Here is a 23,296-nt window from a genome sequence, read left to right as displayed (position 1 = left end):
GGTTGCTACTGATTACTCATGAATACCCTGGCTGTGAACCAGAGCAATGCACCGATAAGGCTAGCCCCAGCCAGTCGAGAGCGTCGCGAGGTAATGGTGATCAACCTATGCATCGGACCCCGGTCTTGTTTGGCGAAGATTCTCAAGGCGTGATGAACAACATCAGCGAGAGTGATGAGGGGTTATACCCTCACTAATGATTATGATTTGCATTTGCAGGAGGGGTTATCTACCATCCGCGCTTCATCTATCAGGAGTGCCACCCATGCTACGCGTACTGTCTCTATTCCTTGTATTGATGCTGTCCGGCGTTTCCCTGGCGGAAGTCCGGGTGGCTGGCGAGTTGGGCGATGTTGTTTTGCCCGCCCCTCCTGAACGGGTGGTGGCGCTGGAGTTTTCTTTCGTTGATGCGCTGGCGACGCTGGGCGTGTCACCGGTTGGCGTAGCCGACGATGGCGACGCGACCCGGGTGATCGATCCGATCCGTGCCAAGCTGAATGAGTGGACATCCCTGGGGTCTCGTTCCCAGCCAAGCCTGGAAGTCATCGCCTCGCTCGAACCCGATTTGATCATTGCCGATGTCGAGCGCCACGCCGCTGTTTATGAAGACCTGCAGCGCATTGCACCCACCCTGATTCTGAAAAGCCGTGGTGAAACCTACGAAGACAATCTGAATGCGGTGATGAAAGTCGCCCAGGCTTTCGGTCAGGAAGAGGCCATGGCGGAGCGCATCGCGCAGCACAACGCGACCATGGATGCGTATGCCGCCCAGGTGAACAGCCAGGCCACCGTGCAATTCGCGGTATCGAGCGAGAAGGGGGTTTGGTTGCACGGTCCGCGTGCCTATGCCGGGGGTGTTATTGCACGTCTTGGGCTGAACAGCCCCATCCCGGAAGAGACCGAGCAAGCCTACATCCAGATTACGCTCGAGCGTCTGGTTCAGGCCAACCCGGATTATTTTCTGGTGGGTGAGTACGGCGATCAGACCGCTGTTGATACCTACAAACAAAACCCGCTGTGGTCTGTTATTACCGCGGTAAAGAACGATCATTACGTCGAGACCGACCCGCGCCTCTGGTCACTCAACCGGGGCATGATCTCGGCGGAAATCATGGCTGCAGAGTTGGTTGAGATGCTGGGTACCTCTACGGCCGCTCAGTAATGACGCTAGCCTTGCCAGTCAGGCGAGCCGTTTCACCCTTGTGGCGGATCGGAGCGTTGGTCCCGGTTCTGTTGGTGGCGTTTGGCCTGGCCCTGACCAGCCATTCTCAGTTTGATCTCCGCTTGCGGGATGTTGTCACCCTGGCAGTCGCGTTCGACCCTGCCAATCTGAACCATCAGGTGATCGCGTCACTGCGCCTGCCGCGCGCCCTGGCTGCAACCTTTGTCGGTGCGGCCCTGGCCGTTGCCGGCCTGGTGATGCAGGGTATGACCCGGAACCCCCTGGCATCGCCATCGGTGTTTGGTGTCAGCGCCGGCGCGGCGCTGGCGTTCGCCGTCTCCGCGACGGGTCTGATCGCCTGGGTGGCCGCCTTGCCACTGCTGCTGGTGACCTTTTGCGGCGCGGGCCTGGCCGGTGTGCTGGTGTTCTTTCTTGGCGGTTTGCACCGTACGCCCATTCATCCTGTTCGGGTGATTCTGGCAGGCGTCGCGTTGAACTTCCTGTTTCTCTCCATGACCCGGGGGGCGGTTATCCTTGCCGATGAAAACGCCTACGGAGTGTTTCACTGGCTGACCGGCAGCCTTGGCAACGTCACGTTCGATGACGTCCAGTTGGTAGTGCCCTGGACGCTACTGGGGCTTGCCGGTGCGCTGTGGCTGAGCCAACCGTTGAACCTGCTGCGCCTGGGTGAAGAGCGCATGCAGAACCTGGGCGGTGGTATTCGGCAAGTGCGCTGGCTGGGCAGTCTGGTGGTGGTTCTGCTGGTCGCCGCGGCGGTCTGCGTCGCTGGCCCGATTGGTTTTGTCGGCCTGATGGTGCCGCACATCGCCCGTGCCCTGATCGGGACGGATTATCGATTGCTGGTACCGGCCTGCGCCCTGCTTGGCGCCATCCTGCTGCTGGTAGCCGATACACTGGCGCGTGGTCTGCGTTTTCCAAACGACAGCCCGGTCGGCATCCTGACTACCCTCCTTGGTGCAGGCTTCTTTCTGTTCCTGGCACGACGGAAAACCCTGGAGGTCATGGGATGACCCGCTGGTTGCCCACGTCCGTGACCCTGCTGATGGTACTCCTCGTCTTTGCTGCCTGGCATCTGGGGTTTGGCGCGGTAAAGATATCACTACCGGAGCTGTGGCAGACGTTGGTGCATGGCCAGTCCGACTATGAATTCATTCTCTACGGCTATCGCATGCCGCGGTTATTCATCGCCGCGCTGGTCGGTGCTGCTTTGGCGTTGTCCGGGCTGCTGGTGCAGGGGGTGGTGCGCAACCCCCTGGCTTCGCCCGACATTCTGGGTGTAACCGGTGGCGCCAGCCTGGCCGTCGTCGGTTTCTCCATTGTGTGGACCGGCGCCTCTGTCGTCTGGGTCCCGTTCGTCGCACTGGCGGGTGGTTTTGCCAGCCTCGGTTGCCTGCTTTGGCTGGCGCGGCCAGTGTTGAACCAGCCGGCCTCACTGGCACTGGTCGGCGTGGCCCTCTCGGCCCTTTTCGCTGCTGCTATCGATTTTTTGCTGACGCTGTATCCTTTGGAAATTAATTCGTCGTTGATCTGGCTGACCGGTTCTGTCTGGGGTCGCACCTGCCATTGATTGCTCCCTGGCTGGCGGTGCTGATTCCCGTCGCCGCCTTTATCGCCTATCGGCTCGATCTACTCGATCTGGGCGACGAAGCCGCCACCAGTCTGGGTACCCGTGTCGGTCGGTTGCGGCTGCTGGCTCTGGTGACCGCCGTGGCGCTGGCCAGTGCATCCGTATCGGTGTGCGGCGCCATCAGCTTCGTTGGCTTGGTGGCGCCGCACATGGCTCGCTTTATGGTCGGGCACCGGCATCTGCCGCTGATCCCGGTTTGCCTGCTGCTGGGCGCGATTCTGATGGTCAGTGCCGACCTGTTCGCCCGGATTCTGATGCCGCCGATCGAACTGCCGGCCGGTATTGTCACAGCCTTTATTGGCGCGCCCTATTTCGTTTTTCTGATCACCCGCTACAAACACTGGTGATGCCATGACTTTGCCTCCTGCTTTCCATGTCCAGAACCTGACTGTCGGTTATGACCAGCGCATCATTATCGACCGCTTGACTCTTAGCCTCGGCCAGGGCCGCCTGACTGCGCTGGTCGGCCCGAATGGCTGTGGCAAATCGACACTGCTAAAAAGCCTGGCGCACTTGCTGACGCCACAACACGGGCAAGTCGTGCTTCAAGACGGCACCACTTTGAACGGCCTGAGTACCAAAGCCATCGCCCGCCGCATCGCCCTGTTGCCACAGACACCCCTGGTACCGGAAGGCATTCGAGTGTTTGATCTGGTCGCCTATGGCCGGTCGCCCCACCTCAATGCCTTCGGTCAGCTCAGGGAGCACGATCGTGAGCGGGTCCGTCAGGCTATGACGCGGATGGATGTGACCGGACTGGCGGCCAGGCCGGTCGCACAGCTTTCCGGCGGCCAGCGCCAACGAGTCTGGATGGCGATGATCCTGGCACAGGACACCGGCATTGTGTTGCTCGACGAGCCCACCACCTACCTGGATCTGGCACACCAGTATGACCTGTTGGAATTGGTGCGGGAACTGATCGGCGAAGGGCGGACTGTGATCACTGTGCTGCATGATCTGAATCAGGCCTGCCGCTTCGCAGACGAGCTGGTCGTCATGAAAGAAGGCCAGATTATGGCCCAGGGCAAACCGGAAGCCGTCATATCCGAGCCCTTGTTGGCCGAGGTGTTCGGTTTGGATGCACGCATTGTCCCCGACCCGGAAAGCGGTACGCCTTTGTGCGTGCCGCGAGTGAAGCGACCCGCGTCGGCTCGCCCTAACCCGGCGGGTGAGGGGGTTGAGTTGCGAGCTGCGAGTTGTGCGCTAACGGCTCGCAGCTAACCGCTCAACCCCTAGGATACAACGCGTCGCTTCACCCAGCCTGAAAATTGCTGGCGCCGGTGGTTGGCCGATTCAATGAACGTCAGGGTAGCGGGAATGACAACCAGCACCAGTAGGGTGCCATAGGCGAGCCCGAAGGCCAGCGAAGTGGCCATGCTTTTCACCAGCTGCGCCTGCACTGAGTCAGCCATAAGAATGGGTATCAGCCCGGCTACGGTGGTGATTGACGTCAGCATGACGGCGCGAAAGCGCTGGCAACTGGCTTCGATAATAGCCAGTCTTGAGTCGAGTTCCGGTTGTTCAACGCGAATTTCCTGGTAGCGGTTAATCAGAATAATGGCGTCGTTGATGATGATGCCGCCCAGGCCAAACAAGCCGAAGAACGACAGGAACGTCAGTTCATAGCCGAGCAGCCAGTGCCCGAGAATAGCCCCGGTCATCCCGAGTGGTATGGCCGACATGACCGCCAGCGGCCAGCTGTAACTGCCGAACATCCACACCAGTATGAAGTAGATCAGGGCGAACCCACCGAGGGCGGCGAAGATCAGGTTCTGCTGCATTTCCTGAATGTCCTGGGCGCTGCCCTGAATCTCGGCCGTCAGTCCGTAACGGTCGAGAATGGGTTGCAGCTCCTGTGCGCGAATGTCATTGGCAATGTCAGCCAGGTTAGCGTCTTCGCCGAGCACGTCGGCTTTTACTTCCACACCCAGTTGGCCGTTGTTGTGAAATATGGAATTGAGTTCGCGTTCGGTTCGAAAATCAACGACGTCAGCCAGGCGCACATAGTGGCCTTCGCCGGTGCGTATTGGCAGGTCATACAGAGCGCCTGGGGCATCTCGATCGGCCTGGGCCAGCCGAACCATGACCGGGATGTCCTGGCCGTATTCGGTAAAGGATTGGGCTTCGATGCCCATGAACGCCTGGCGGATCTGGGCGGCGATATCGGGCTCGGTTAACCCCAGGCCGCGGCCGGTGGCGTTTAGTTCATAGAGCCGTTGTTCATCGCCCCAGGGCAGGGTGTCGCGGACATTGGCGAGCCCGCTGTAATCTTCGAGGCGAGTTTTTAATTCTTCCGCGCCCTGTTTGAGATCCGTAAGGCTGCGTCCGGCAAGAAAGAAGGTCAGCGTCGACTGGCCACCTCCGCTCTCATTTTCCGTCGACAGATAGGAAACTTCGGGCCCGGTCTCAATGCGCTCGCCCCAGGCTTTCAGAAAATCGCCGTTAGAGACAGGGCGATTATCGCGGTCGACCAGCCTGGCCTGAACCTGGGTAAACCCTTCGTCGGCGCTGTAAATCTCATACACCTGATCGATGATTGGCTGGCCGTTGCCCAGGGCCGTTTCGGTCTCGGCCAGAGCGGTTTTTGCCTGGGCGGTGTATTCGTCGATTACTGACTCCTCGGTGCCATCGTAGAACTCGATGTAAGCCGTCACCATGTTGTCTTCGATGTTGTTCATATCGGTGACCGGCACCAGGCCGGAAAGCGGCAGACCGATGGCCACTGCAAAAAGCCCGACGGCCAGGCTCAGCGTTACTGACCGGTTGCGGATGCCAAAGGTGACGAAGGGGCGGTAGTAGTGCTCGCGCAGGTGGTGGATCTTTGTGTCCATATACAGGCGAAAACGGCTGCGCTTTGGGTTGTGCCCGTGAAAGCTGTGGTTCAGGTGGCCGGGTAAAATCAGGAAGCATTCGATCAGCGAAGCGACAATGACGCTGATGATTACCACGGGTATCGGGCGCAGCAGTTCTCCGAACGGGCCTGGTACCAGCAACAGGGGGAAAAAGGCGGCGATGGTGGTTAGCGAACTGGCCATGACCGGGCCAAACATCCGTTTGGCGGCAACCCGGGTGGCTTCGTCCGGGGGTAGACCTTTTTCCATTTGGGTAACGGTTTCTTCGCCGACGACGATGGCGTCGTCGACAATAATGCCAAGCGCCATCAGGAAGGCGAACATCGACAGGAAGTTCATCGAGCCGCCGGTGAAGTAGAGTAGAATCAGTGTGCCCAGCACTGACACCGGGATGCCCATGGCGGTCCACCAGGCTACGCGCCGGTTCAGGAAAACGAACAGAATGACGACCACCAGCACCAGGCCCATCAGGCTGTTTTGCAACAGCATGTCCATGTTGCCCTGCACGAATTCCGACATGTCCCACCAGACCACGATGTCGGTGCCGACCGGCAAGTCGGGACGAACGTCATCGAGCCAGGTGTAGATGATCTCGCTGGTGTCGAGGCTGTCGAGATGATCGGAACGGTAAATCAGCATCCGGGCGACGGACTGTCCTTCGAGCACATAATGGCGAGCGCCGGGGGCAACCTGACGGTTCACCTCCGCCAGAGTCGATAACGGTTGCTGGCTGGCGAGCGGCAGGTCGGTTAACGCGATGGCACCATCGGCGCGGCGTTGGCTGATGACCGAAGCTCGGGAGAAATCGGTTCCAACCTGGCCGGCGCTGTCATCGCGGTTGACGGTACGAATCTGGTGGGCGATGTCGTTCAGTGACTGGCCACTGGCCAGCAGCCGTTCGAGGGGAACATCAATGGCGATTTCCTGATCGGGAAACCCCCGCACGTCGATGTCCGCAATGCCTCGCGACATTAAGTCGTTTTTGAAATCGTGGACCAGTGGGCGCAATTCGTTCAGTGGCCCGGAAGAGCGTATAAGCAGCGAGAATACCGCTTCTTTTTCGACCACTTGCTGGTGATTGGGTGTCTCGGCACCTTCGGGCAGGTCGTTAAAGCCACTCAGCAGGCCAGACATGTCCGACAGGGCGCTGTCCATGTCGGCGTCCATCGTATAACGCACAATGATCTGGCTGTGACCCTGGCTCGACCAGGACCAGACTTCTTCCACGTCATCCAGTTGCCGAAAAGCCTGTTCCAGCGGTGTGGTCAGGTAGGTTTCAACCGCCTGGGCGTTGGCTTCCGGCCAGGGGGTCGAGACTTCAATGCCCGGCAAGCTGTAGTCGGGCATTAACTGGGTCGGCAACCGGCTGAGCGCCATTAAGCCAAACAGTACAACAACAATCATGATGAGGTTGGCGGCGACCCGGTGCTGACTGAAATAGGCCAACAGGCCCTGGTTGTTGTGCGTTGTCATAAATTTACCCCGCCTGGTTCCGCCGCTTCAGACTCAGCCTTGGGATCCGGGTCCGGGTCGACGCCGGGCTCGTAAACACGCATGCCGGTAATGGGGTTGCTCAGGCGGGTGGTCAGCAGACGCAGCTCACCCGTGAGGTCGGGCCCATGAACCACCAGAAAGCGCTTATCGCCTTCCTGGTTGATGCCCAGGATGTCGACCGCTTCAGCCTGCAGGCGGCGCTCGTCGGTAATGCGGTACAGCCAGCCATCCTGAAAAACTGCGCCTTCCGGTACCCGGTAACTGAACCTGGCCGGCAGTTGCACCGTGGCTCGGGCATAGCCACCCGGCAGCCAGCCAGAGGCGTCGGTCAAGTGGAACCAGGCGGTAAAGCCGCTTTGGCTGGCGTTCAGCTGGGCCTGGGCGCGATCGAACTGAAGCTTTGTTTCGCGATTGCCTTGCGTCAGCGTGGCACCCAGTGCCTGTTCTTCTCCGGCCAGGGCGTGGGGGAGTTGGACTTTCAATTGCAGGGCGTCATCAGAATACAGAGTGAGCAATGCCTGGCCCGGCTGGGTGGTTTGGCCCTGTCGTACCGCTACGCTGGCTATGCGGCCGGCAAAAGGCGCTCTAATAACGGTATCGTCCAGCGTACGTTGCGCACGGTCCAGATTGAGCTGCAGCTTGGTGCGGCTGGCATTCAGTCGGGCTTGCTCGGCGGGATGACTGTCGACGACGGTTCGGTGTTGCAAGACACTCAATTGCTGGTGGTCGACTTGCTGTTGAAGGTCTTCCAGTTGTTGCTGGGGGGCGAGTCCGCGTTCGGCCAGCCGTTGCTGCTGGGTCAGGCGCGACTGCAGTTGTTCGAGTTCGGCGGAGGCAACCGCCAGAGCTCGGGTTTCCTGAGCGTGTTGCAGTTGGCGGATGTCAAGTTGAGAGGTGATATCGGCAAGGTCAGCTTCGGCCTGTTGGCGTTGCTGGCGGCTATCGAAATCATCCAGACGCAGCAGCAGGTCTCCGGATTCAACCCGGCTGCCTTCCGTTACATTCAGTTCAATAATGTCGGCACTCAGCGGTGTTGTCACGGTAAGCTGACGCGCCGCTTCAAGTTGACCAACCAGGCGAATTTCGGGGTGATAAAAACCGGGTTCAGCCCGAACGCTTTCAATACGCCACTCGGTTTCCGTCGCTTCGGTTTTTTCCGGCTCGGGTGTCTGGTTCATCATGATTCCAACGGCCGTCCCGGCCGCCGCCAAAATAGCGGCGCTTACTAACAGCGTCTGCCAGGTTTTCATTGCTACTCTCCTTGTCGCCCCTTGGTTGGGCTGTTGTTATTCAAAACGCAAAGTGTTCAGCGTTTTGCCAGGTCGTCACAGTGCCAGCGGTCATATTACAGTCTGTGACTTTTGGATAATGAATAACCGTTCACACGGGGTGGCGGTTTGGTTGACCCTGGTTTGCGTTGGCTGATCGTCACTTCTTTGGGCGCTAACGTTGACCTCCGCACCGTTGCGTTATAGAACGGAGTGATCAGCTTAGGAGCCGCCAGATGCTATGAAAGCCATCATTTACCATCGCTACGGCACGCCTGACGTGATGCAGCTGCGGGAACAACCTGTGCCCATTGCCGGCAGAGGCCAGGTGCGGGTTAAAGTGCATGCCACTGCCATTAATGATTGGGACTGGACGCTCTTGCGTGGCCAGCCTCATCTGATGCGTTTATTCTCCGGGCCATTTAAACCCAAAATAACGATTCTGGGAACGGAAGTCGCGGGTGTTGTTGAGGCACTGGGAGAAGGTGTTACGCGTTTTGCCCTCGGCGACCGGGTATATGGCGATTTGTCGGAGGCGGGGTTTAGCGGCTTTGCTGAATACGTCAGCGTTCCGGAAAAGGCTGTGCACCCGATGACGGCCAACATGACATTCGAGCAGGCGGCTGCCTTGCCCCATGCCGGGCTGCTTGCCTTGCAGGGCCTTGTCGGGGCAGGTGCTATCCGACACGGGGAACGGGTTCTGATTAATGGCGCTGGCGGCGGTGTAGGTGCAATAGGCCTGGGTATTGCAAAAGCCTATGGTTGCAGGGTAACCGGTGTGGATAAAGCATCAAAACTCGGCGCACTGAATGCGATGGGTTTTGATGACGCGCTCGACTACGAAGAAACAGACTTTACCCGGCACGGACAACGCTACGATCTGGTGCTGGATGCCAAGACTACGCACTCGCCCTGGCGGTATCTGAATGCACTGGAACCCGGCGGGCGTTACGTATCGGTTGGTGGATATTTGCCAAAACTGTTACAGCTGTTTTGTGTGGGGCCGGTTATTCGCAAGGTGACGAGCAAGCAGTTGAAGTTACTGGCACTGAAACCAAACCAGGGGCTGGACACGCTCAATAATTTGTTCGAATCCGGTGCCTTGAACTGCATTATCGACGGACCTTTTTCGCTAGCCGACGTGCCCGTTGCCATGACTCGGTTTGGTCGGGCTGATCACCTGGGCAAGATTGTGATCCGTGTAGGGTAGTCTGACCTTATTCACGGGGCGCTGCTGATGGCTCATGAGACCAGGTTATCCGGTACGGATCAAAGCCGGCGGCAATTCGGGGTTTGATGATCTGGAAAAAAGGCGATACATCAAAATCCCGTGGGGTAAACAGACTGTGGTGGCGAATATGCAGTATTTCGTCGCGGCAGCGAATGCACCCCGGGTTCTGACGGTCAATGTGTTCTATGTCTGGCAGGATGGGGTAGTGAACATGCTGGAAGGCTTTGGCAATGAGAGAGGAACAGATCGCCCGGGTCGGGTCGCCACTGCCCAGCGCGATCATGCGACGCCGCCAGTGTTGTGGCACCGGTGGCGTAGGCAAGAGGTAGCGAACCAGATCGATAATGTTTTTTAAATCATACTGGTGCCCGAGGTGTTGCATGGCGTACGCGATCAGCCGATCTACATCGTCGTCGCTCAGCCCTACAGGCCGGCAGATACGGGTATGGAAACTCGCATAACGGCTAACCGGAACCAGCCGCACACCGTCGTGCACATCGGCCTCGATCAGTGCAGGCGTCGGTGAACCCTGGCTTCCTGGTAGCAAAGTATCGCCAATGTAGAGCGCAGCGTGCGACCAGGTTGATTGAGTCAGGTATTTGATGCCCTGGCTTATTTTGCTGTTGCCTTCAACCAGTAACACATCGGCCCGTTTCAGTGCGGGTAGCACGGCAACCAGGGCGCTGGTTTCAACAGACTGATTCTTGGGGTTACCTCGACTGAGGTAAGCGGCCATCATTCGGCCAATGGATTGCATCATGTCTACTCCTGCAAGGTAATATTAACGACTGGAGCTGGTTGCAGTGGATCAATCTGACCGGCCCGGGTATATGTCCAGAAAGTTGTACCAGAGCAGCGCTCAATCAACGGCACTCCCTTCTCAGGGTTGGCGCGGTACATCGCAAAGGTAAGCGAGCCGGCGCCGGAGATCTATCATGAACTGCTCTCAGTACCGTTGAGACGGCCTAAGAAGGAGGGTCTGAGTCTCCATTTAATGGTGCCGAAAGGTCGATCACTGTAAAAAAGGGAGGTAGACTGCCTTTATTGCAGGAAGGAAGCCGATAAAACATGAAGTCTCTTGCACCCTGTTGGTTGGACAGGCCGCATACCGTTGTGACGCGGTGTATGTTGGTTTTCAGTGTGTTTTGCAGTCTCGTTTTGTCGGTAGAGACAGCCCTGGCGTCAGATTCCCTTCAGGTCAGCTCCGATTCTGACAACATCGCTATTGCCCCATTCGTAACCCTACTGAAACAGAATGACGCAGTCACCGACCCAGCCAGTGCCCAAGGGGCTCTTAATCGGGGTCTGATCGCACAGTCCGGATTTACCGATCTGGTTAAAACGACCAAAAGCAATGAAACACAATGGCTGGCCTTTCGGGTTTCCTTTGAGGATGACGCGTTGCGGCATAGGTCCTGGGTATTGAGCACTCAGGATGTGATGCATCTGACTCGGATCATCCTGCATGTACCCGTCGTCGTTGAAGGACAGGCGGACTATCGGGCGCTGGAAGATACGCTCCACGGCCCAGTCGCCTCTACTCAGGGCACCACCATGTCCAATTTTCTCATCCCTGAGGACATCGATACCGGTCGGCCACTCTGGCTGGAAGTCTCCGGTAAGCTGCCGCTTGGGGCGACACTGCTGTGGCAATCTGCACACGCCAGCGCACAGCAGACCAGTGTCCGGGTCGCCTTGATCTCCTTGCTTGTCGGCTCGGTACTGGGGCTGATCGGATATAACCTGGTGTTGTATTTTTTCCTCAGGGATAAAGCGTATTTATTGTACGTCGCCTACGCGACAGGCATGGTGCTCTGGCTGTCGCAAGTACTCGGGTACATGCTTTTTCTGAACAAACCCTTTGGCCTTGCTTATTACAGCCTGGTGACGCCAAACTTGTCGGCAGGGCTGGCCAACATGGCCGGGGCCCTGTTTACCTTTGTTTTCCTGCGCTTGCATTTACAAAACCAATGGCAGGGGCGGATGGTGCTTGTTGTGTCGGGCAGCAACTTGTTGCTGGGGGTTGCCAGTTATGGCGTCAGTGATGAGCTAACATTCGTTCTGCTGCATCAGTTGCAGTATGTTCTGGCCGGATTGGCTGCACTTATCGTTGTTGTCCCAACGATTCAACTCGCCGTGAAAGGCTATCGGTTCGCGCTGCCATTTGTATTGGCCTGGGGCTCTCTGGGGGTGGGGATCATTCTGCTATCACTCGGGTTCCAACCGAGAATCCTGGGCGTTGAATTTCCAAAAGGCATGAATGTGTTGATTGCAATGGCAATCGAAATGGTGCTGATGTCCTATGCGCTCGGGTTACGGTTCCAAAGCATCAGGAAAGAAAACCACAAGCTGGACAAGCTGAGTAAAACCGATGCGCTGACGGGTTTGTACAATCAACGGTATTACCATGATCGGCTGAACGAAGTGGTGATTCAACCGCTCGACGATGAGGAGGTCTGGGCGTGCGCTATTCTCGACGTCGATCACTTCAAGGCGTTCAATGATCAGCATGGACATTTGACCGGTGACCGTGTGCTCGCGCAGCTTGGACGCATTATTCAGCACAACATCCGGGATCGGGATCGGGATCAGGGTTTTCGAATTGGTGGCGAGGAGTTTTCATTATTGCTGAAAGTTCGCTCCCTGGAAGAAGCTACGGGCATTGTTGAGCGGGTGTGTGCTCATTTCTCAAGGGTTGAGGTGCACAATGAACAAGGGCAGCCGTTGCGCTGTAGCCTCAGTGCGGGTATCACGCTGCTCAAGTCGGCAGACGAGAAGGATACGCTCATTCATCGCGCTGACCAGGCGTTGTACCGGGCCAAGTCGCAGGGGCGTGATCGGGTCGTTGTTGATGCCGAGTTGGTCTGATACCGGGGCGAGCACAGAAGCACGATATCGCGGGCAGGCCAGCCGTCACTGGGTGGGCTGGAATAGCAGGCTATCAACGATACAATGAAGGACCGTCGTGATCACTGACCCGTACACGTCACATTCATGTTGAATTACGGAGAGCAACGATGAAACAGGTACTGATTACAGGTGCCAATCGAGGGATTGGTCTGGAACTGGCCCGTCACTATGCTGCGAATGGCTGGCAGGTGATTGGCGTTTGCCGACAGACGTCGTCCGAGCTCGAGTCGGTAGCGAAGAAGGTCGTACAGGGCATCGATGTTACTCAGGTCACCAACGTGGAAAGGCTGGTGTCGGCAGTGTCCGGCGAACAGATTGATCTGCTGATCAACAACGCCGGCCTGTTGCAAGACGAGCAACTCGGGTCGATTGATTTTGATTCCATTCGTGGCCAGATGGAAATCAACGCCTACGCACCGTTGCGAGTCACCGAATCCTTGCTGCCCAACATGGCGGCGGGTGGTAAAATCGCGTTAATCACCAGCCGAATGGGGTCCATCGCCGATAACGATTCCGGTGGCCGTTACGGTTATCGGGCGTCGAAAGCCGCCCTGAACGCTTTCGGCAAGTCGCTCTCGATTGACCTTAAAGCCAGAGGGATTGCGGTAGTGTTGTTGCATCCCGGCTATGTTAAAACCCGGATGGTTAACTTTGGCGGTTTCATTACGCCCGAGGAAGCCGCTGCCGGGCTGGCGGCACGCATCGACGGGCTGACACTGGAAAACACCGGGTCGTTCTGGCACAGCAACGGTGATGCGTTACCCTGGTAAGGCCGCGTTACAGCTGTCGCCCGAAATACGCGGCTACACGGTGCACAACCGCCTCATCCTTTAAAATCCGATAGTGGCCCAGCCCGGAACTGAAGCTGGTTTCGGCCTGTGGCCAGTACCCGGTAATCGACTGGAAATCCTGCCAGCGTATTTCTTCATCCTGATCATCGGCGATCAGCAATCCGGGATGGTTCAGGTACTGGCGGGCGACCTGATGGGAGAGACGTTCATAGAGGGTTTCGCGTGTGCCAATCCAGGCTTGGCTGAGCGGAATCGACTGTGTCCCCAGCCTGGTTTTGAACCGCTTGTGTACGTTGCTGCTTAAGCCGAGTGATTGGCAAAACCGGTCCAGAATAGCATCCATGTTTATTCCTGGAGCAATGAAGGCAAGATGCCCGGGCTCAAAGCCTTGTGAAACAGCTTGCACCACCGCCTGGCAACCCAGCGAGTGAGCGATGACGCCAGCCGGGCGACCGAGCTGGCCCTGAATTGACAGCAGTACCTGCATAAACTCGAAAACATGGGTAAAGCGGGTACGGTTCATGCCGTGTGCGGGCATGTCGAACAGACACACCTGATAGCCCTCCTCAACCAGACCTGGCACCAGGTGCCGGAATTGAGCGCCAGTGCCGCGCCATCCGTGGACCCCTAAAATCAGCGGTGCGTCAGGGTTGCCCCAAAAGTGAAGGTCGATACCGTCGATATCGGTTATCAGGCAGTGGCGACGCTCGGCGCTTTGCCAGAACGCCTGTGTTCGCTGCCCTGGTCGGCCATGAACCGGTCTAAACCAGAGTGTCTGAAGAACGCGGGCCGAGAGCGTGGGTGATACCCGGCCAATCAGGTTCAGGCCTGCAGCCAGGGCCCGGTAGCTGGCGGGTACTCGACCCGGTTCGGCATGTTGGAGCACGATGTTTGCCGGGGGTGAATGGGGCTCGGCCGGGTGTGACAGCTCGGGTCGCAGCGTCATGATGAGTCTCCTGACGGGGTGAGTGTTCAGCGAGTGTGCGCCTTGCGACCCCGGTGCATAAGTGTCATATTTGCCCTAATGCTGGCGAAAATGGACAAAGTCATGAAGGTTGTGATTCTGTTAACTGAGCGCTGTGTGGGCTCAATGGCCATGAGCCTGATCGATGGTTTGATCACGCTCAACTACTGTCACCTGAAAGCGGGCGGCGAACAGCCTTTGTTCGAATGGGTCACCGCCTCGATGGATGGCCAGGCGGTAACACCCTTTAACGGCATGACGCTGATGCCCGACTGTTCGATACACCAGGCCTATGCCGATACCCGTACACCACTGGACGAGCAGCTATGGGTGGTGCCGTCTATTTACGATGCGATTTCCCGTCAGTCCAGGATTGAGAGTGCGCTGGCGCAGTTGCAGCCGATGGTCGATGTCGTTGCCGCTCACTATGAGCGCGGAGGGCGGGTTGCCAGTTGCTGCACCGGTTCGTTTTTGCTGGCGGCCGCGGGCTTGTTTGAGCATTGTCCGGCGTTGATGCACTGGCGCAGTGAGTTGAATTTCCGCCAGCTGTTTCCCCGGCTGAGAGTGGATACGCGTTCTGTACTGGCTGATTATGGTCGCATCATCTGTACCACGGGCGGTGCTCAAACGACGTATCAACTGGTGTTGCACCTGGCGGAAAAAGTGGGCAGCCGGGATCTGGCGCTGACAGGAGCCAAAATGATGCAGGTTGATCGTTTCCCGACGCCGCCGACGGCCTTCAGTGCAACGGATGATGATAAACCGCATAACGATGAACTGGTGCGTCTGGCACAGGCACGGTTTCGGGAGTCCCTGCACGACCCGGTCAATATGGAGCTGGCAGCAGAGCAACTGAACATCAGCAGCCGGCAGTTCAAACGGCGGTTTCAGCAGGCGACGGGCGTGTCGCCACTGAAGTACTTGCAAAAAGAGCGCTTGAAGCGTGCCTGTCAGTTGTTGGAAAACAGTCGGCTAACGTCGGCCCGGATTGCGCTCGATGTCGGCTACCAGGACGAAAGCAACTTTCGTCGTCTGTTTAAACGCGAACTGGGCATGACCATGGAGAAATACCGGGATCAGTTCGGCTTTCGGCCCGGTGGTAATCCAGCGACGCCCGATATAACCGATGTGCAGGCAATGCCATGAAGTCAACGGTCGGGCAGTGAGACCGTCATGGTCTGGCCACCGTAGCCATATTCCTGATCGCGCCCCTGAACGACCACCCGGGTAATGCCGGGCGCGATGGAGACACCGGAAAGGCTTCGGGTGAACGGCTGTTCGCTGGCGTGGTCGTGCAGCAGTTCACGCACGCCCAGGGTGTCGCCCTCATCGGTCATTACCCTTAACGCATCGGCGTATCGCTGGGGCGTGTCGTAGGGTGATGACAGTGTCACCTGAAAGGTGAACCGGTTGTCACCTGTGGCGCTGACACGGACGTCGATCACATCCGGGTGGCGTTGTTCGGCGTCTGTTTCACCGAACGCCAGGCTCGTGCTGAACAGGGTCACCAGTGCAGTGAGGCTCACGGTGAGACAACCTTTCATAACACACTCCTCTCATGCCGTTGTCTTGCCAGGTTAGCCGCTGGCCTTAGGAATCTGGCCGGTTTCCAGCAACTGGTTAAAGAAATCGGTGATTGATTCCTGCAGTGGCCGGTACTGCACGCCCAGCTCACGCTCACTCTTGCTGTGGTCAAACCGGATCGGGTGGCCGACATTGCGACTGACCATGGCCCGGGTCATGGCCTTGTCGGCCAGTGGCCCGACCAGCCAGACCAGCGGTTTGGGCAGAATGCGCTTCGGAAAGCCGTACCCATCGCCAAATTCTCTGCGCATGATCTCCGCAAATTCGATAAAGCTGCTGTCGTGACCGGAGACAATGTAGCGGCCTTTCGCCTGCGGTGTGAAAGCGGCCTTGATGTGTGCATCGGCCACGTCACGCACATCGACAGCGGCAATGTAGAAGGCCGGAACGCCCGCCTTGAGCTGACCACTGGCAAATTGTTTGAACATGCCGAGCGAGGCCGAGGTACTGCGCGGGTTGATGCCCGGCCCCAGTACCAGGGAGGGATTAATGGTGACCAGATCCCAGCGCGACTGCCGTTCCACGGTTTTCCAGGCGGCCTGTTCGGCCAGGGTCTTGGAGTAGGAGTACGGCTGGTGGGTCAGTGATGATGTCCGGTTCCAGTCGGTTTCATCCAGCGCCGGCTTGCCTGAGGTTTCCAGGTCGATATTGTCGCCATAGATGGCCGCGCAGCTGCTGGTCAGTACCACGCGTTTGACGCTTTCGGTCTTATTCACGCTGTCGAGCACGTTCAGGGTGCCCTGGCGGGCGGGCTCGATCAGGTCTTTCTGAGCATCATCGAACGACAGAATGAACGGCGATGCGGTATGGAACACGACGGAGCAACCGGCCATGGCGTCGGTATAGGAGCCCGGATCGAGTAAATCGGCTTTGAACAGTTTCAACGTGCCTGGGGCTTCCTGTTCCAGTTGTTTGAGGTGTGCGACCTTATCGGCGTTGTCCGGGTCGCGCACGGCGGCGTGCACGGTGACGCCGGCGTCGAGCAGGTTTTTCACAATCCAGCCGGCGACGTAGCCGGTGGCGCCGGTCACCAGTGCGGACTGGTTCGGGTCTATCGTTAGGGCGTCGGTCATATCATGGGTTCCTGATCGATTATTGGGAGAATAGGGGCTTAAGGTTATACGGCCACCTGGGTGGCGGCGATGGCTCGCATCGCATCGGCCGCTATGTCGAACGATTTGAACCGCGCCTTGTCGTCGAACATCTGGCCGGTAAAGATGATTTCGTCGACGTCAGTCCGGTCAATGAAGCGGCGCAGCCAGGCTTCCACCTGGCCGGGTGTGCCCACGGCCGATTCAGCCAGAGCGTGATCCACCTGGGCGCGCTCAATCGGGCTGCCGACCTGATCCGGTTCGACCGGGGGTTTCAAAGGGCCCGGTGTGCCCCGACGCAGCGCCATGAATTGCTGTTCGACCGAGGTTTTCAGCACCCGGGCCTGATGCTCGGTGTCGGCCGCAAACACATTCACGGCCGCCATGGCGTAGGGAGCATCCAGATACTCGGAAGGCTTGAAGCGTTCGCGGTAAATGGCCAGGGCCTGATCGAGATGGTCGGGCGCAAAGTGCGAGGCGAAGGCGAACGGCAGGCCGAGTGCGGCGGCAAGCTGGGCACTGTAGAGGCTGGAGCCGAGCAACCAGACCGGTACTTTCAAGCCAGCGCCGGGCACGGCCTGCACCGTCTGACCCGGCTGCACCGCTTCAAAGTAGTGCAGCAGTTCCTGCACATCGTCCGGGAAGGTATCGGCAGCGTTCATTGGGTTGCGGCGCAGGGCCCGCATGGTGGCGCCATCGGTGCCGGGCGCGCGGCCGAGGCCAAGGTCCACCCGGTCCGGGTAGAGGGCGGCCAGGGTGCCGAACTGTTCGGCGATGGTCAGAGGCGCGTGATTGGGCAGCATGACGCCACCGGCACCGATGCGGATGCGCTGGGTGCCTTCGGCGACAAAGCCGAGCGCCACCGCCGTCGCGGCGCTGGCAATGCCGGGCATGTTGTGGTGTTCGGCCATCCAGAAGCGGGTGTAGCCCACTTTTTCGGCGTGCTGCGCCAGGGCGCGGGAGCGGTGCAGGGCCTCACCGGCGGTGCTGCCCTGGTTAACGGGTGACAGATCGAGTATGGAATAGGCGGTCACTGGAGCCTCCGGGCGCGTAGTCAGTGAATGATACCCCCAACATGAGGGGTAAGCCGCCGGTCACAAGGTGTCGATAGTCACTGTGCCAGTGTAAGCAGGATCTCATCACCGGCACGCGCAATACTGTCGGGGGTGGGGTCCTGGCTGGCGATGAGCGAGGTGTCATTGGCATCCTGTTCATCGTCAGCCAGCGCAGCCCTTAAGCCCAGTTGTTCGAGCACCGTGCGGGCACCAGCCAGGCTGCGTGGATTCCCGTCCCGGTCGGTGACCAGGTTTGGCACCAGGCGCAGTTCGTCGACGCCGTCGGGCGGTGGGATGGGTACAATACGGAAGGTCAGCTTTGCACTGACGTCAGCACTGAACCCGTACTGGTTGGTGTAACCGGCATCGACCGGCGAGGCGTAGAGCTTCCGGCTGGTATTCAGCCCTTGCCGCCCAAGCGCCGCACGAACCGCCGGCACCGGTGTTTTCTTAACCGCGGTCGCCTGTGACGCGCCGGCTGCCCCCTGGCCCAGGCGCAAGGCCACCCGCACTTCACCGGTTGTGTCCGGCAGGGCGTAGAAGGTGGGTCGGTAGCCGATGTCCTGCAACAGCTTCATTTTGGCGTCGTCATTCTCCGCGTACAGCTCGAGCACGGCGGCCAGCGATCCGTCATCGAGTGCCTGTTGCGCGCTTGCGACGCCTTCGCCGACCGAGGCAATGACATCGCCCAGTGGCGAGGCCACTACATCTTGTACCAGTGAGCGCAAATTTTTCATGGACGTGCTCCTGTTGTTAATGACTCGAGTTTCGGAGTTCGCGGTTGGTTACGTTGCCAGTCGCCCGCACCGGCCACCAGGTAGGGCTATCGAGGGTCGGCGTAAACCCGTCCATGGGGCCTGGACCGCAGCATCCTTGCTGCGGACCACCCTCGATAGCCCTACCTGGCACCCGGTGCTAGTCCTTTGCCTGCGAACTCCGAAGCACTGGAAAGGCCCTTGTATCAGGATCATCTCGGCGCAGCCTCTTGTTTGCGTTCGCCAAACACCACCATGACCGAGCTGCCGTGTTCCGCTTCGCTGCTGGGGGCCGGGTGCTGGCTGAGTGCCTGGCCGGGCACGCCCGCGCCCTCGGCAAGTTGCTGGTGGGCGCTGGCCATGCGCAACCCGACCGATCGCAATACCCGGCGAGCGGCACTTTCCGTCAGGCCGATGACGTCCGGGACCGACGTTTTGGTGTCACCGGTATCGGCTGACTCACTGATCAGCTCGGTGCTGAAGCCGCCACCGGCTTCGCCCATGACGATGGAACTACCGTCGTCCGACATGGACCCGCGCAAATCGATTTTCACGTTCCCCAGCCGGTAAGGCAGTGCCTCAGCTTTCATGCGGGTATTGGAGCTGCTCACCTTGGAGCCCAGGCCTACCAGCACCGTTTCAATCGCGGCCGGTTTACGGGTGGTGGATTCCAGTTGTTTGACTTTTGCGGCCAGCGCTTCCTTTTCGGTCGCGGTTTGCGACAGGTTGGTTTCCAGGGTGCTGATGCGGCTTTTGGCGGTTGAGAGTTGTTCGTTGGTCAGCGTAAATTCCCGGCTTTTATCCAGCAATTGGGCGTTCAGCTGCACTTCGCGGGCTTTGAGCGTATCGAGTTCTTTGGTGTTCAGCAGGGTGGCGGTGACGGCCGGGTCCAGCTTCAAGTCGGTGGCCTCAACCGCTGGTTTTGCCCGTTCGCCGGCCACATCGACCCGGGTTAGATTGGCGGTTAAGGTCGGGTTGGCCATCACCAGGCGGTTGACGGCCAGCGTTGAAATCTGCGGCGCGACCGGTGCCCCGGCCACCGATTCATTGGTGCGGGCGAAGCGATTGTCGACGTGTTGCAAGCGGTGTGCGGTTTCTTCCAGCCGTTCGATTTTTCCGAAATCGAGAAACAGGGTTTGCTGACGGGTGTCATATTGCATCAGACCGCCATGGGCGAGGACGCGCGGCGCCGGTGAACCGGCTTCCGTCAGGCGTAACGCCGGGGCCAGGGTGTCGCTGACGGCACTGTTGTTGGTGGTCAGCGTGGCCTTGCCTTCGGCGTCGGTTTTGCTTCTGGCAACGGGTTGCCAGCGACGGTTTTTCAACTGGTAGGCTTCCAGGCTCAGGGTATGGCCTCCGGCGACTTTGCCTTCATCGGTCAGCAGGTGAACGGTGGCGACGACTTTGCCCATCAGCTGACCTCCTTGCCGATGACCAGACGCAGGGTTTCAAAGCCGAGCTCTGCGACCAGAACGACCCTGGCAGCGGTTTGCAGCGCACCGCCGAGTTGCACTTCTGTGGTTGCCACACCCGACGCATCGGTCTGCACCACGGCACTGCTCAGCGACACCGCCGTTAGCCGGGGTGAACTGACGCCAGCGGCTTTGGACAAGCCGATGGAGGCTTCCCGGTCGAGGTTCACTTCAATGTCGGCACCGGTCAGTACTTCGCCGGCACTGGTGGTGGCGGTGAATGTCACGGTGCGGCGGTTACCCGCTGAGGTAACGTCGGCGGCCAGCTGCGGGACTGGCATCCCTTCACCCGGAGGTACAGCCACAAACCGGCCGGTAATGCGGCTGGTCACTTCTTTGGACGCTTCACCACTGGTAACCGGTGCAAAAATAAGGCGGACACCGCCACTGGATTTGGTTTCGGATTTGAGCTGAAAGCCCACTTCGAAATCCAGATGCGGTATGCGGTATTGAGGGGCAGGCCGTCCATAACCGTCGAGTGGCGCGATGCTGTTCAGTTCCTCCTGGGCTTCGCGCAGACTTTCGGCAATGCCGACCAGTACGCTTTCCAGCGTGTCTGCAATGAATTTTCCTTCGCTCATTCAACTACCTCGATTGATGCCCGTTACGTTGGCGTCCAGGGTGTATCAGGCACTGTCCTGCTCCCGTGATCGTTCGCGCTGTTTGGCCAGCGCCCGCTCCCGGCGCTGCTGATCGCGTTGTTCGGCCTGTTGTTGTTCGCGCCGTCGTTCCAGGGCGCGCTGTCGGTTCGCCTGCATGCGAGCGAACAGGTCTCCGGAGCCACCGCTGTCGAGCGACAGGCGCTGTTCGCGACGATCGGCGTAGCTGGAAAACCGATCCATGGCGCCAGTCAGGCGTTGTTCACGGGCTTGCCAGCCGGATTCAATGCGCTCGACGGCCCGTTGCGGTGCATCAAGTGCCGACTGGGCGCGGTTCAGAACGGCGCTGGTTTTGTCGAGCCGGTCGCTTTGCAGGGTGTTGCGCAGCTCGGCCCGGTCTGCTTCAGATACCCCTTCGCTGGCCAGTTGCTGGTCGAGATCGCGCAGTTGATCACGTGCACCGTCGACCGACTGCCGGGCGTTTCGTATCGGCTGGCTAACCGATTGCAGTGGCGTCAGTGCGTCGCCGACGCGACCCAAGCCAGAGCGAACCTGATCGCTGGCTGTGGCAAAGCGGTTGTCCGGCCCCTCACTCAAGCCACTGCGGCCCGGTAACCCGGCATCCATACGGCCTTCGAGTGGCGACGCAGGAAGGCGGCCGCGTGGCGCACCCATCGGCACAGGGTCACTCTGCCGTTGCCGGGCAGCAGCCCGTTGCGCGGCCCAGTCCTGCTCCTGCTGGCGCCGTTCGGCGAAGCTGGCGACCGGAAATCGCTGGCTGATGGCCGGGTCCTGTTGCGAGTCGCCGGTCAGGCCGCGCAGTTTGGATTCCAGTTCATTGCGCCGGTTTAACAGCTGGTTGAGTTGACTGTTCGGGGCCAATCGGGCGGCCTCGGCCAAGTCAGACGCCCCGCGGGAACTGGTCACCGCCGCCGGTGCGGGCACCGGCTCGGCGGACGATGCTGAGCGGCCGTTTGAATCCTGATCGAGGTCGCGCCAGGTCCGTCGGGTCATGGTTCACTCATCGTCGGCGTCTGTCAGCGTGCTGGCGATCATTGAGCGGATGCGCTCTTCCAGTATCGCCGGGGCCGGAACCGGTACCAGCTTGGTGCGCATCAGCGAAGAGCCCTCCGCCGAGTACTGATATTTGGAGGAATAACTGGCCGACACCGAACTGACGCTCATTTTAGCGGAGGCCGAAAAGAAACCGACCTTGCCGCTGACCGACGCATTCACATTGGTGGACGAGCGTTTGAAGTTGGTTTCGCGTGACATTGAAATCGACAGCTTCAGTTCAATCAGGGTGTCGACAAATTGGTAGAAGGTGGGCACGAAGCCGAGTTCCAGCAGGGAGTACTCGTTGCCATCGCCCAGCTTCACCAGCATGTTGCGTTCCGGTGGTGTGGTTGGCGCGGGGGCGGGTTCGCCGTCTTCGGGTTCCGGGTCGGGTGCGTAGCCGGCCATCATCCGGGCGATCTTGAGTGAGACCAGATCGAGTTCATACTGGGCTTCTGCGATGCCGATCCCGAGCGTTCGCACCATCTCGGGGAAGGGCGTGTTTTGCATTTCGGTGCCAATGGACATGGGTTAGCCCTCCGCCTGTCGGCCGCAAAGAACGTGCGGGAATTTACGCATCATCGTCGGTGTCCAGACCCAGGTCACGGCGCCGGACTTCCAGGTTGGCTTCGCGCCGTGCTTCTTCGGATTCCATGAAGGAACGAATGCGATCTTCCAGCACGGTCGGTGGTGGCACCGGAACGATCTTGGTGCGTAAAATGGAAGCCCCTTCGGCGGTGTAGGAGTATTTGCTGGAGTAGGTGGCATCAACCTGGCTGGTGGATACATTGCTTTGTGAACCGGCTGACCGGGAGGTGCCCCAGAATGACCGTTTGCGTTTGTAGGCATTGGCCCGGTCGGTGGTCTTCTTGCTCCGGGTATGGGTGTATTCGCGTTCACGGGTAATTTTGATCGCAATCTTGACTTCGATGATGGTGTCGACGAATTGATAGAAAGTCGGTACAAACCCCAGCTCCATCATCGAGTGACGTACCGGTACCCGAATTTCGGTATTGTCGTCGAGGTCGGCGCCTTCAGAATCTTTGGTCAGCGGCTCAAGCACTTCCGACAGTTTGATGGCGTCGTCACTGAGGGTTCCAGAGAGGGCATCGTCGGTCAGCGCGAAGGCACGAGCCTCTTTGATGGTCATGTATTCGTAGCCGAAAAAGACCCGACTGTCGTCAAAGGAGACCTCGCCGCGTTCGTCGTACACCGTCGTCAGGCCGCCCATCATTTCGGCAACGTTAATCGAGTTTTCATCAAGCTGATACTGACCGTCGGCGATGGCGAAGGCCATTTGCCGGATCATATCGCCCATGGGTACGTTCAGCAGTTCTTGTCCGATTGCCATTGCCGTTCTCCTC

Annotated in this window: 20 protein-coding genes and 1 pseudogene; 8 read left to right on the top strand and 13 right to left on the bottom strand. The window is 59.0% G+C overall.

Annotation, left to right across the window (positions count from 1 at the left end; all coding sequences use genetic code 11):
• Positions 1-265: 265 nt before the first annotated feature.
• The 4 genes and pseudogenes from EP166_RS13905 (at position 266) to EP166_RS13890 (ending at position 4,031) form a co-directional block, all read left to right on the top strand.
• A complete protein-coding gene (locus tag EP166_RS13905; RefSeq protein ID WP_127558126.1) occupies positions 266-1,162 on the top strand; it encodes a Fe(3+) dicitrate ABC transporter substrate-binding protein in 897 nt (298 codons plus the stop codon).
• Between the two features lie 56 nt (positions 1,163-1,218).
• Positions 1,219-2,193 (top strand): FecCD family ABC transporter permease, encoded by a 975-nt coding sequence (locus EP166_RS13900; protein ID WP_164743948.1) that lies wholly within the window; start codon positions 1,219-1,221, stop codon positions 2,191-2,193.
• Positions 2,190-3,157, top strand: a pseudogene (locus tag EP166_RS21520) (iron chelate uptake ABC transporter family permease subunit). Before EP166_RS13900 ends, EP166_RS21520 begins: the two are co-directional and overlap by 4 nt.
• Positions 3,158-3,161: 4 nt before the next feature.
• Positions 3,162-4,031, top strand: coding sequence for an ATP-binding cassette domain-containing protein (locus EP166_RS13890; RefSeq protein ID WP_127558122.1), 870 nt, complete (start codon positions 3,162-3,164; stop codon positions 4,029-4,031).
• 11 nt (positions 4,032-4,042) lie between these two features.
• On the opposite strand, the gene EP166_RS13885 is transcribed toward EP166_RS13890, so the two are convergent.
• A complete protein-coding gene (locus EP166_RS13885; protein WP_127558120.1) occupies positions 4,043-7,135 on the bottom strand; it encodes an efflux RND transporter permease subunit in 3,093 nt (1,030 codons plus the stop codon).
• On the bottom strand, positions 7,132-8,406 hold the full coding sequence (locus tag EP166_RS13880; protein WP_127558118.1) for an efflux RND transporter periplasmic adaptor subunit: 1,275 nt from the start codon (positions 8,404-8,406) through the stop codon (positions 7,132-7,134). Before EP166_RS13880 ends, EP166_RS13885 begins: the two co-directional genes overlap by 4 nt.
• A 259-nt stretch (positions 8,407-8,665) precedes the next feature.
• On the opposite strand from EP166_RS13880, the gene EP166_RS13875 reads away from it, so the two are divergent.
• On the top strand, positions 8,666-9,634 hold the full coding sequence (locus tag EP166_RS13875; RefSeq protein ID WP_127558116.1) for an NAD(P)-dependent alcohol dehydrogenase: 969 nt from the start codon (positions 8,666-8,668) through the stop codon (positions 9,632-9,634).
• 7 nt (positions 9,635-9,641) lie between these two features.
• Here the strand turns inward: EP166_RS13875 and EP166_RS13870 are convergent, their stop codons facing one another.
• A complete protein-coding gene (locus tag EP166_RS13870) occupies positions 9,642-10,415 on the bottom strand; it encodes a YiiX/YebB-like N1pC/P60 family cysteine hydrolase (RefSeq protein WP_220432583.1) in 774 nt (257 codons plus the stop codon).
• 365 nt (positions 10,416-10,780) lie between these two features.
• Between EP166_RS13870 and EP166_RS13865 the strand changes: the two genes are divergently transcribed.
• A complete protein-coding gene (locus tag EP166_RS13865; protein WP_164743947.1) occupies positions 10,781-12,523 on the top strand; it encodes a GGDEF domain-containing protein in 1,743 nt (580 codons plus the stop codon).
• A gap of 149 nt (positions 12,524-12,672) precedes the next feature.
• Positions 12,673-13,335: an SDR family oxidoreductase gene (locus tag EP166_RS13860; RefSeq protein ID WP_127558112.1), complete on the top strand. Its 663-nt coding sequence runs from the start codon at positions 12,673-12,675 to the stop codon at positions 13,333-13,335.
• 7 nt (positions 13,336-13,342) lie between these two features.
• Here EP166_RS13860 and EP166_RS13855 read toward each other — a convergent pair whose 3' ends face one another.
• Complete coding sequence (locus EP166_RS13855) at positions 13,343-14,302, bottom strand: alpha/beta hydrolase (RefSeq protein WP_127558110.1); 960 nt, start codon at positions 14,300-14,302, stop codon at positions 13,343-13,345.
• A 102-nt stretch (positions 14,303-14,404) separates the two neighbouring features.
• Here EP166_RS13855 and EP166_RS13850 point away from each other — a divergent pair, with 102 nt between their 5' ends.
• Complete coding sequence (locus EP166_RS13850; RefSeq protein ID WP_164743946.1) at positions 14,405-15,466, top strand: GlxA family transcriptional regulator; 1,062 nt, start codon at positions 14,405-14,407, stop codon at positions 15,464-15,466.
• A gap of 2 nt (positions 15,467-15,468) precedes the next feature.
• Here EP166_RS13850 and EP166_RS13845 read toward each other — a convergent pair whose 3' ends face one another.
• The 9 genes from EP166_RS13845 to EP166_RS13805 all read right to left on the bottom strand — a co-directional run bounded on the left by EP166_RS13845 (position 15,469) and on the right by EP166_RS13805 (position 23,283).
• Positions 15,469-15,864 carry a hypothetical protein gene (locus tag EP166_RS13845; protein ID WP_127558106.1) on the bottom strand — a complete coding sequence of 132 codons (396 nt, stop codon included), beginning with the start codon at positions 15,862-15,864 and terminating at the stop codon, positions 15,469-15,471.
• A gap of 33 nt (positions 15,865-15,897) precedes the next feature.
• Positions 15,898-16,977 carry an SDR family oxidoreductase gene (locus EP166_RS13840; protein ID WP_127558104.1) on the bottom strand — a complete coding sequence of 360 codons (1,080 nt, stop codon included), beginning with the start codon at positions 16,975-16,977 and terminating at the stop codon, positions 15,898-15,900.
• Positions 16,978-17,021: 44 nt separating this feature from the next.
• Entirely contained in the window at positions 17,022-18,029 is a 1,008-nt protein-coding gene (locus tag EP166_RS13835) for an LLM class flavin-dependent oxidoreductase (RefSeq protein WP_127558102.1), read from the bottom strand.
• Between the two features lie 77 nt (positions 18,030-18,106).
• A complete protein-coding gene (locus EP166_RS13830) occupies positions 18,107-18,787 on the bottom strand; it encodes a PASTA domain-containing protein (RefSeq protein ID WP_127558100.1) in 681 nt (226 codons plus the stop codon).
• 230 nt (positions 18,788-19,017) lie between these two features.
• Positions 19,018-20,217, bottom strand: coding sequence for a PASTA domain-containing protein (locus EP166_RS13825; RefSeq protein ID WP_127558098.1), 1,200 nt, complete (start codon positions 20,215-20,217; stop codon positions 19,018-19,020).
• The gene (locus EP166_RS13820; protein WP_127558096.1) at positions 20,217-20,858 is read right to left on the bottom strand and encodes a hypothetical protein; all 642 of its coding nucleotides are present in this window, start codon (positions 20,856-20,858) and stop codon (positions 20,217-20,219) included. The genes EP166_RS13825 and EP166_RS13820 overlap by 1 nt, the downstream gene beginning before the upstream one ends.
• 45 nt (positions 20,859-20,903) lie before the next feature.
• On the bottom strand, positions 20,904-21,890 hold the full coding sequence (locus EP166_RS13815) for a hypothetical protein (RefSeq protein WP_127558094.1): 987 nt from the start codon (positions 21,888-21,890) through the stop codon (positions 20,904-20,906).
• Positions 21,891-21,893: 3 nt separating this feature from the next.
• Positions 21,894-22,460, bottom strand: coding sequence for a hypothetical protein (locus tag EP166_RS13810; protein WP_127558092.1), 567 nt, complete (start codon positions 22,458-22,460; stop codon positions 21,894-21,896).
• A gap of 43 nt (positions 22,461-22,503) precedes the next feature.
• On the bottom strand, positions 22,504-23,283 hold the full coding sequence (locus tag EP166_RS13805; RefSeq protein ID WP_220432582.1) for a hypothetical protein: 780 nt from the start codon (positions 23,281-23,283) through the stop codon (positions 22,504-22,506).
• Between the last annotated feature and the right edge of the window lie 13 nt (positions 23,284-23,296).

This window comes from Saccharospirillum alexandrii (assembly GCF_004000275.1).
GTDB lineage: Bacteria > Pseudomonadota > Gammaproteobacteria > Pseudomonadales > Natronospirillaceae > Saccharospirillum > Saccharospirillum alexandrii.
The sequence above is the reverse complement of the archived record's forward strand: the minus strand, read 5'-3'. Positions and strand labels throughout refer to the sequence as shown.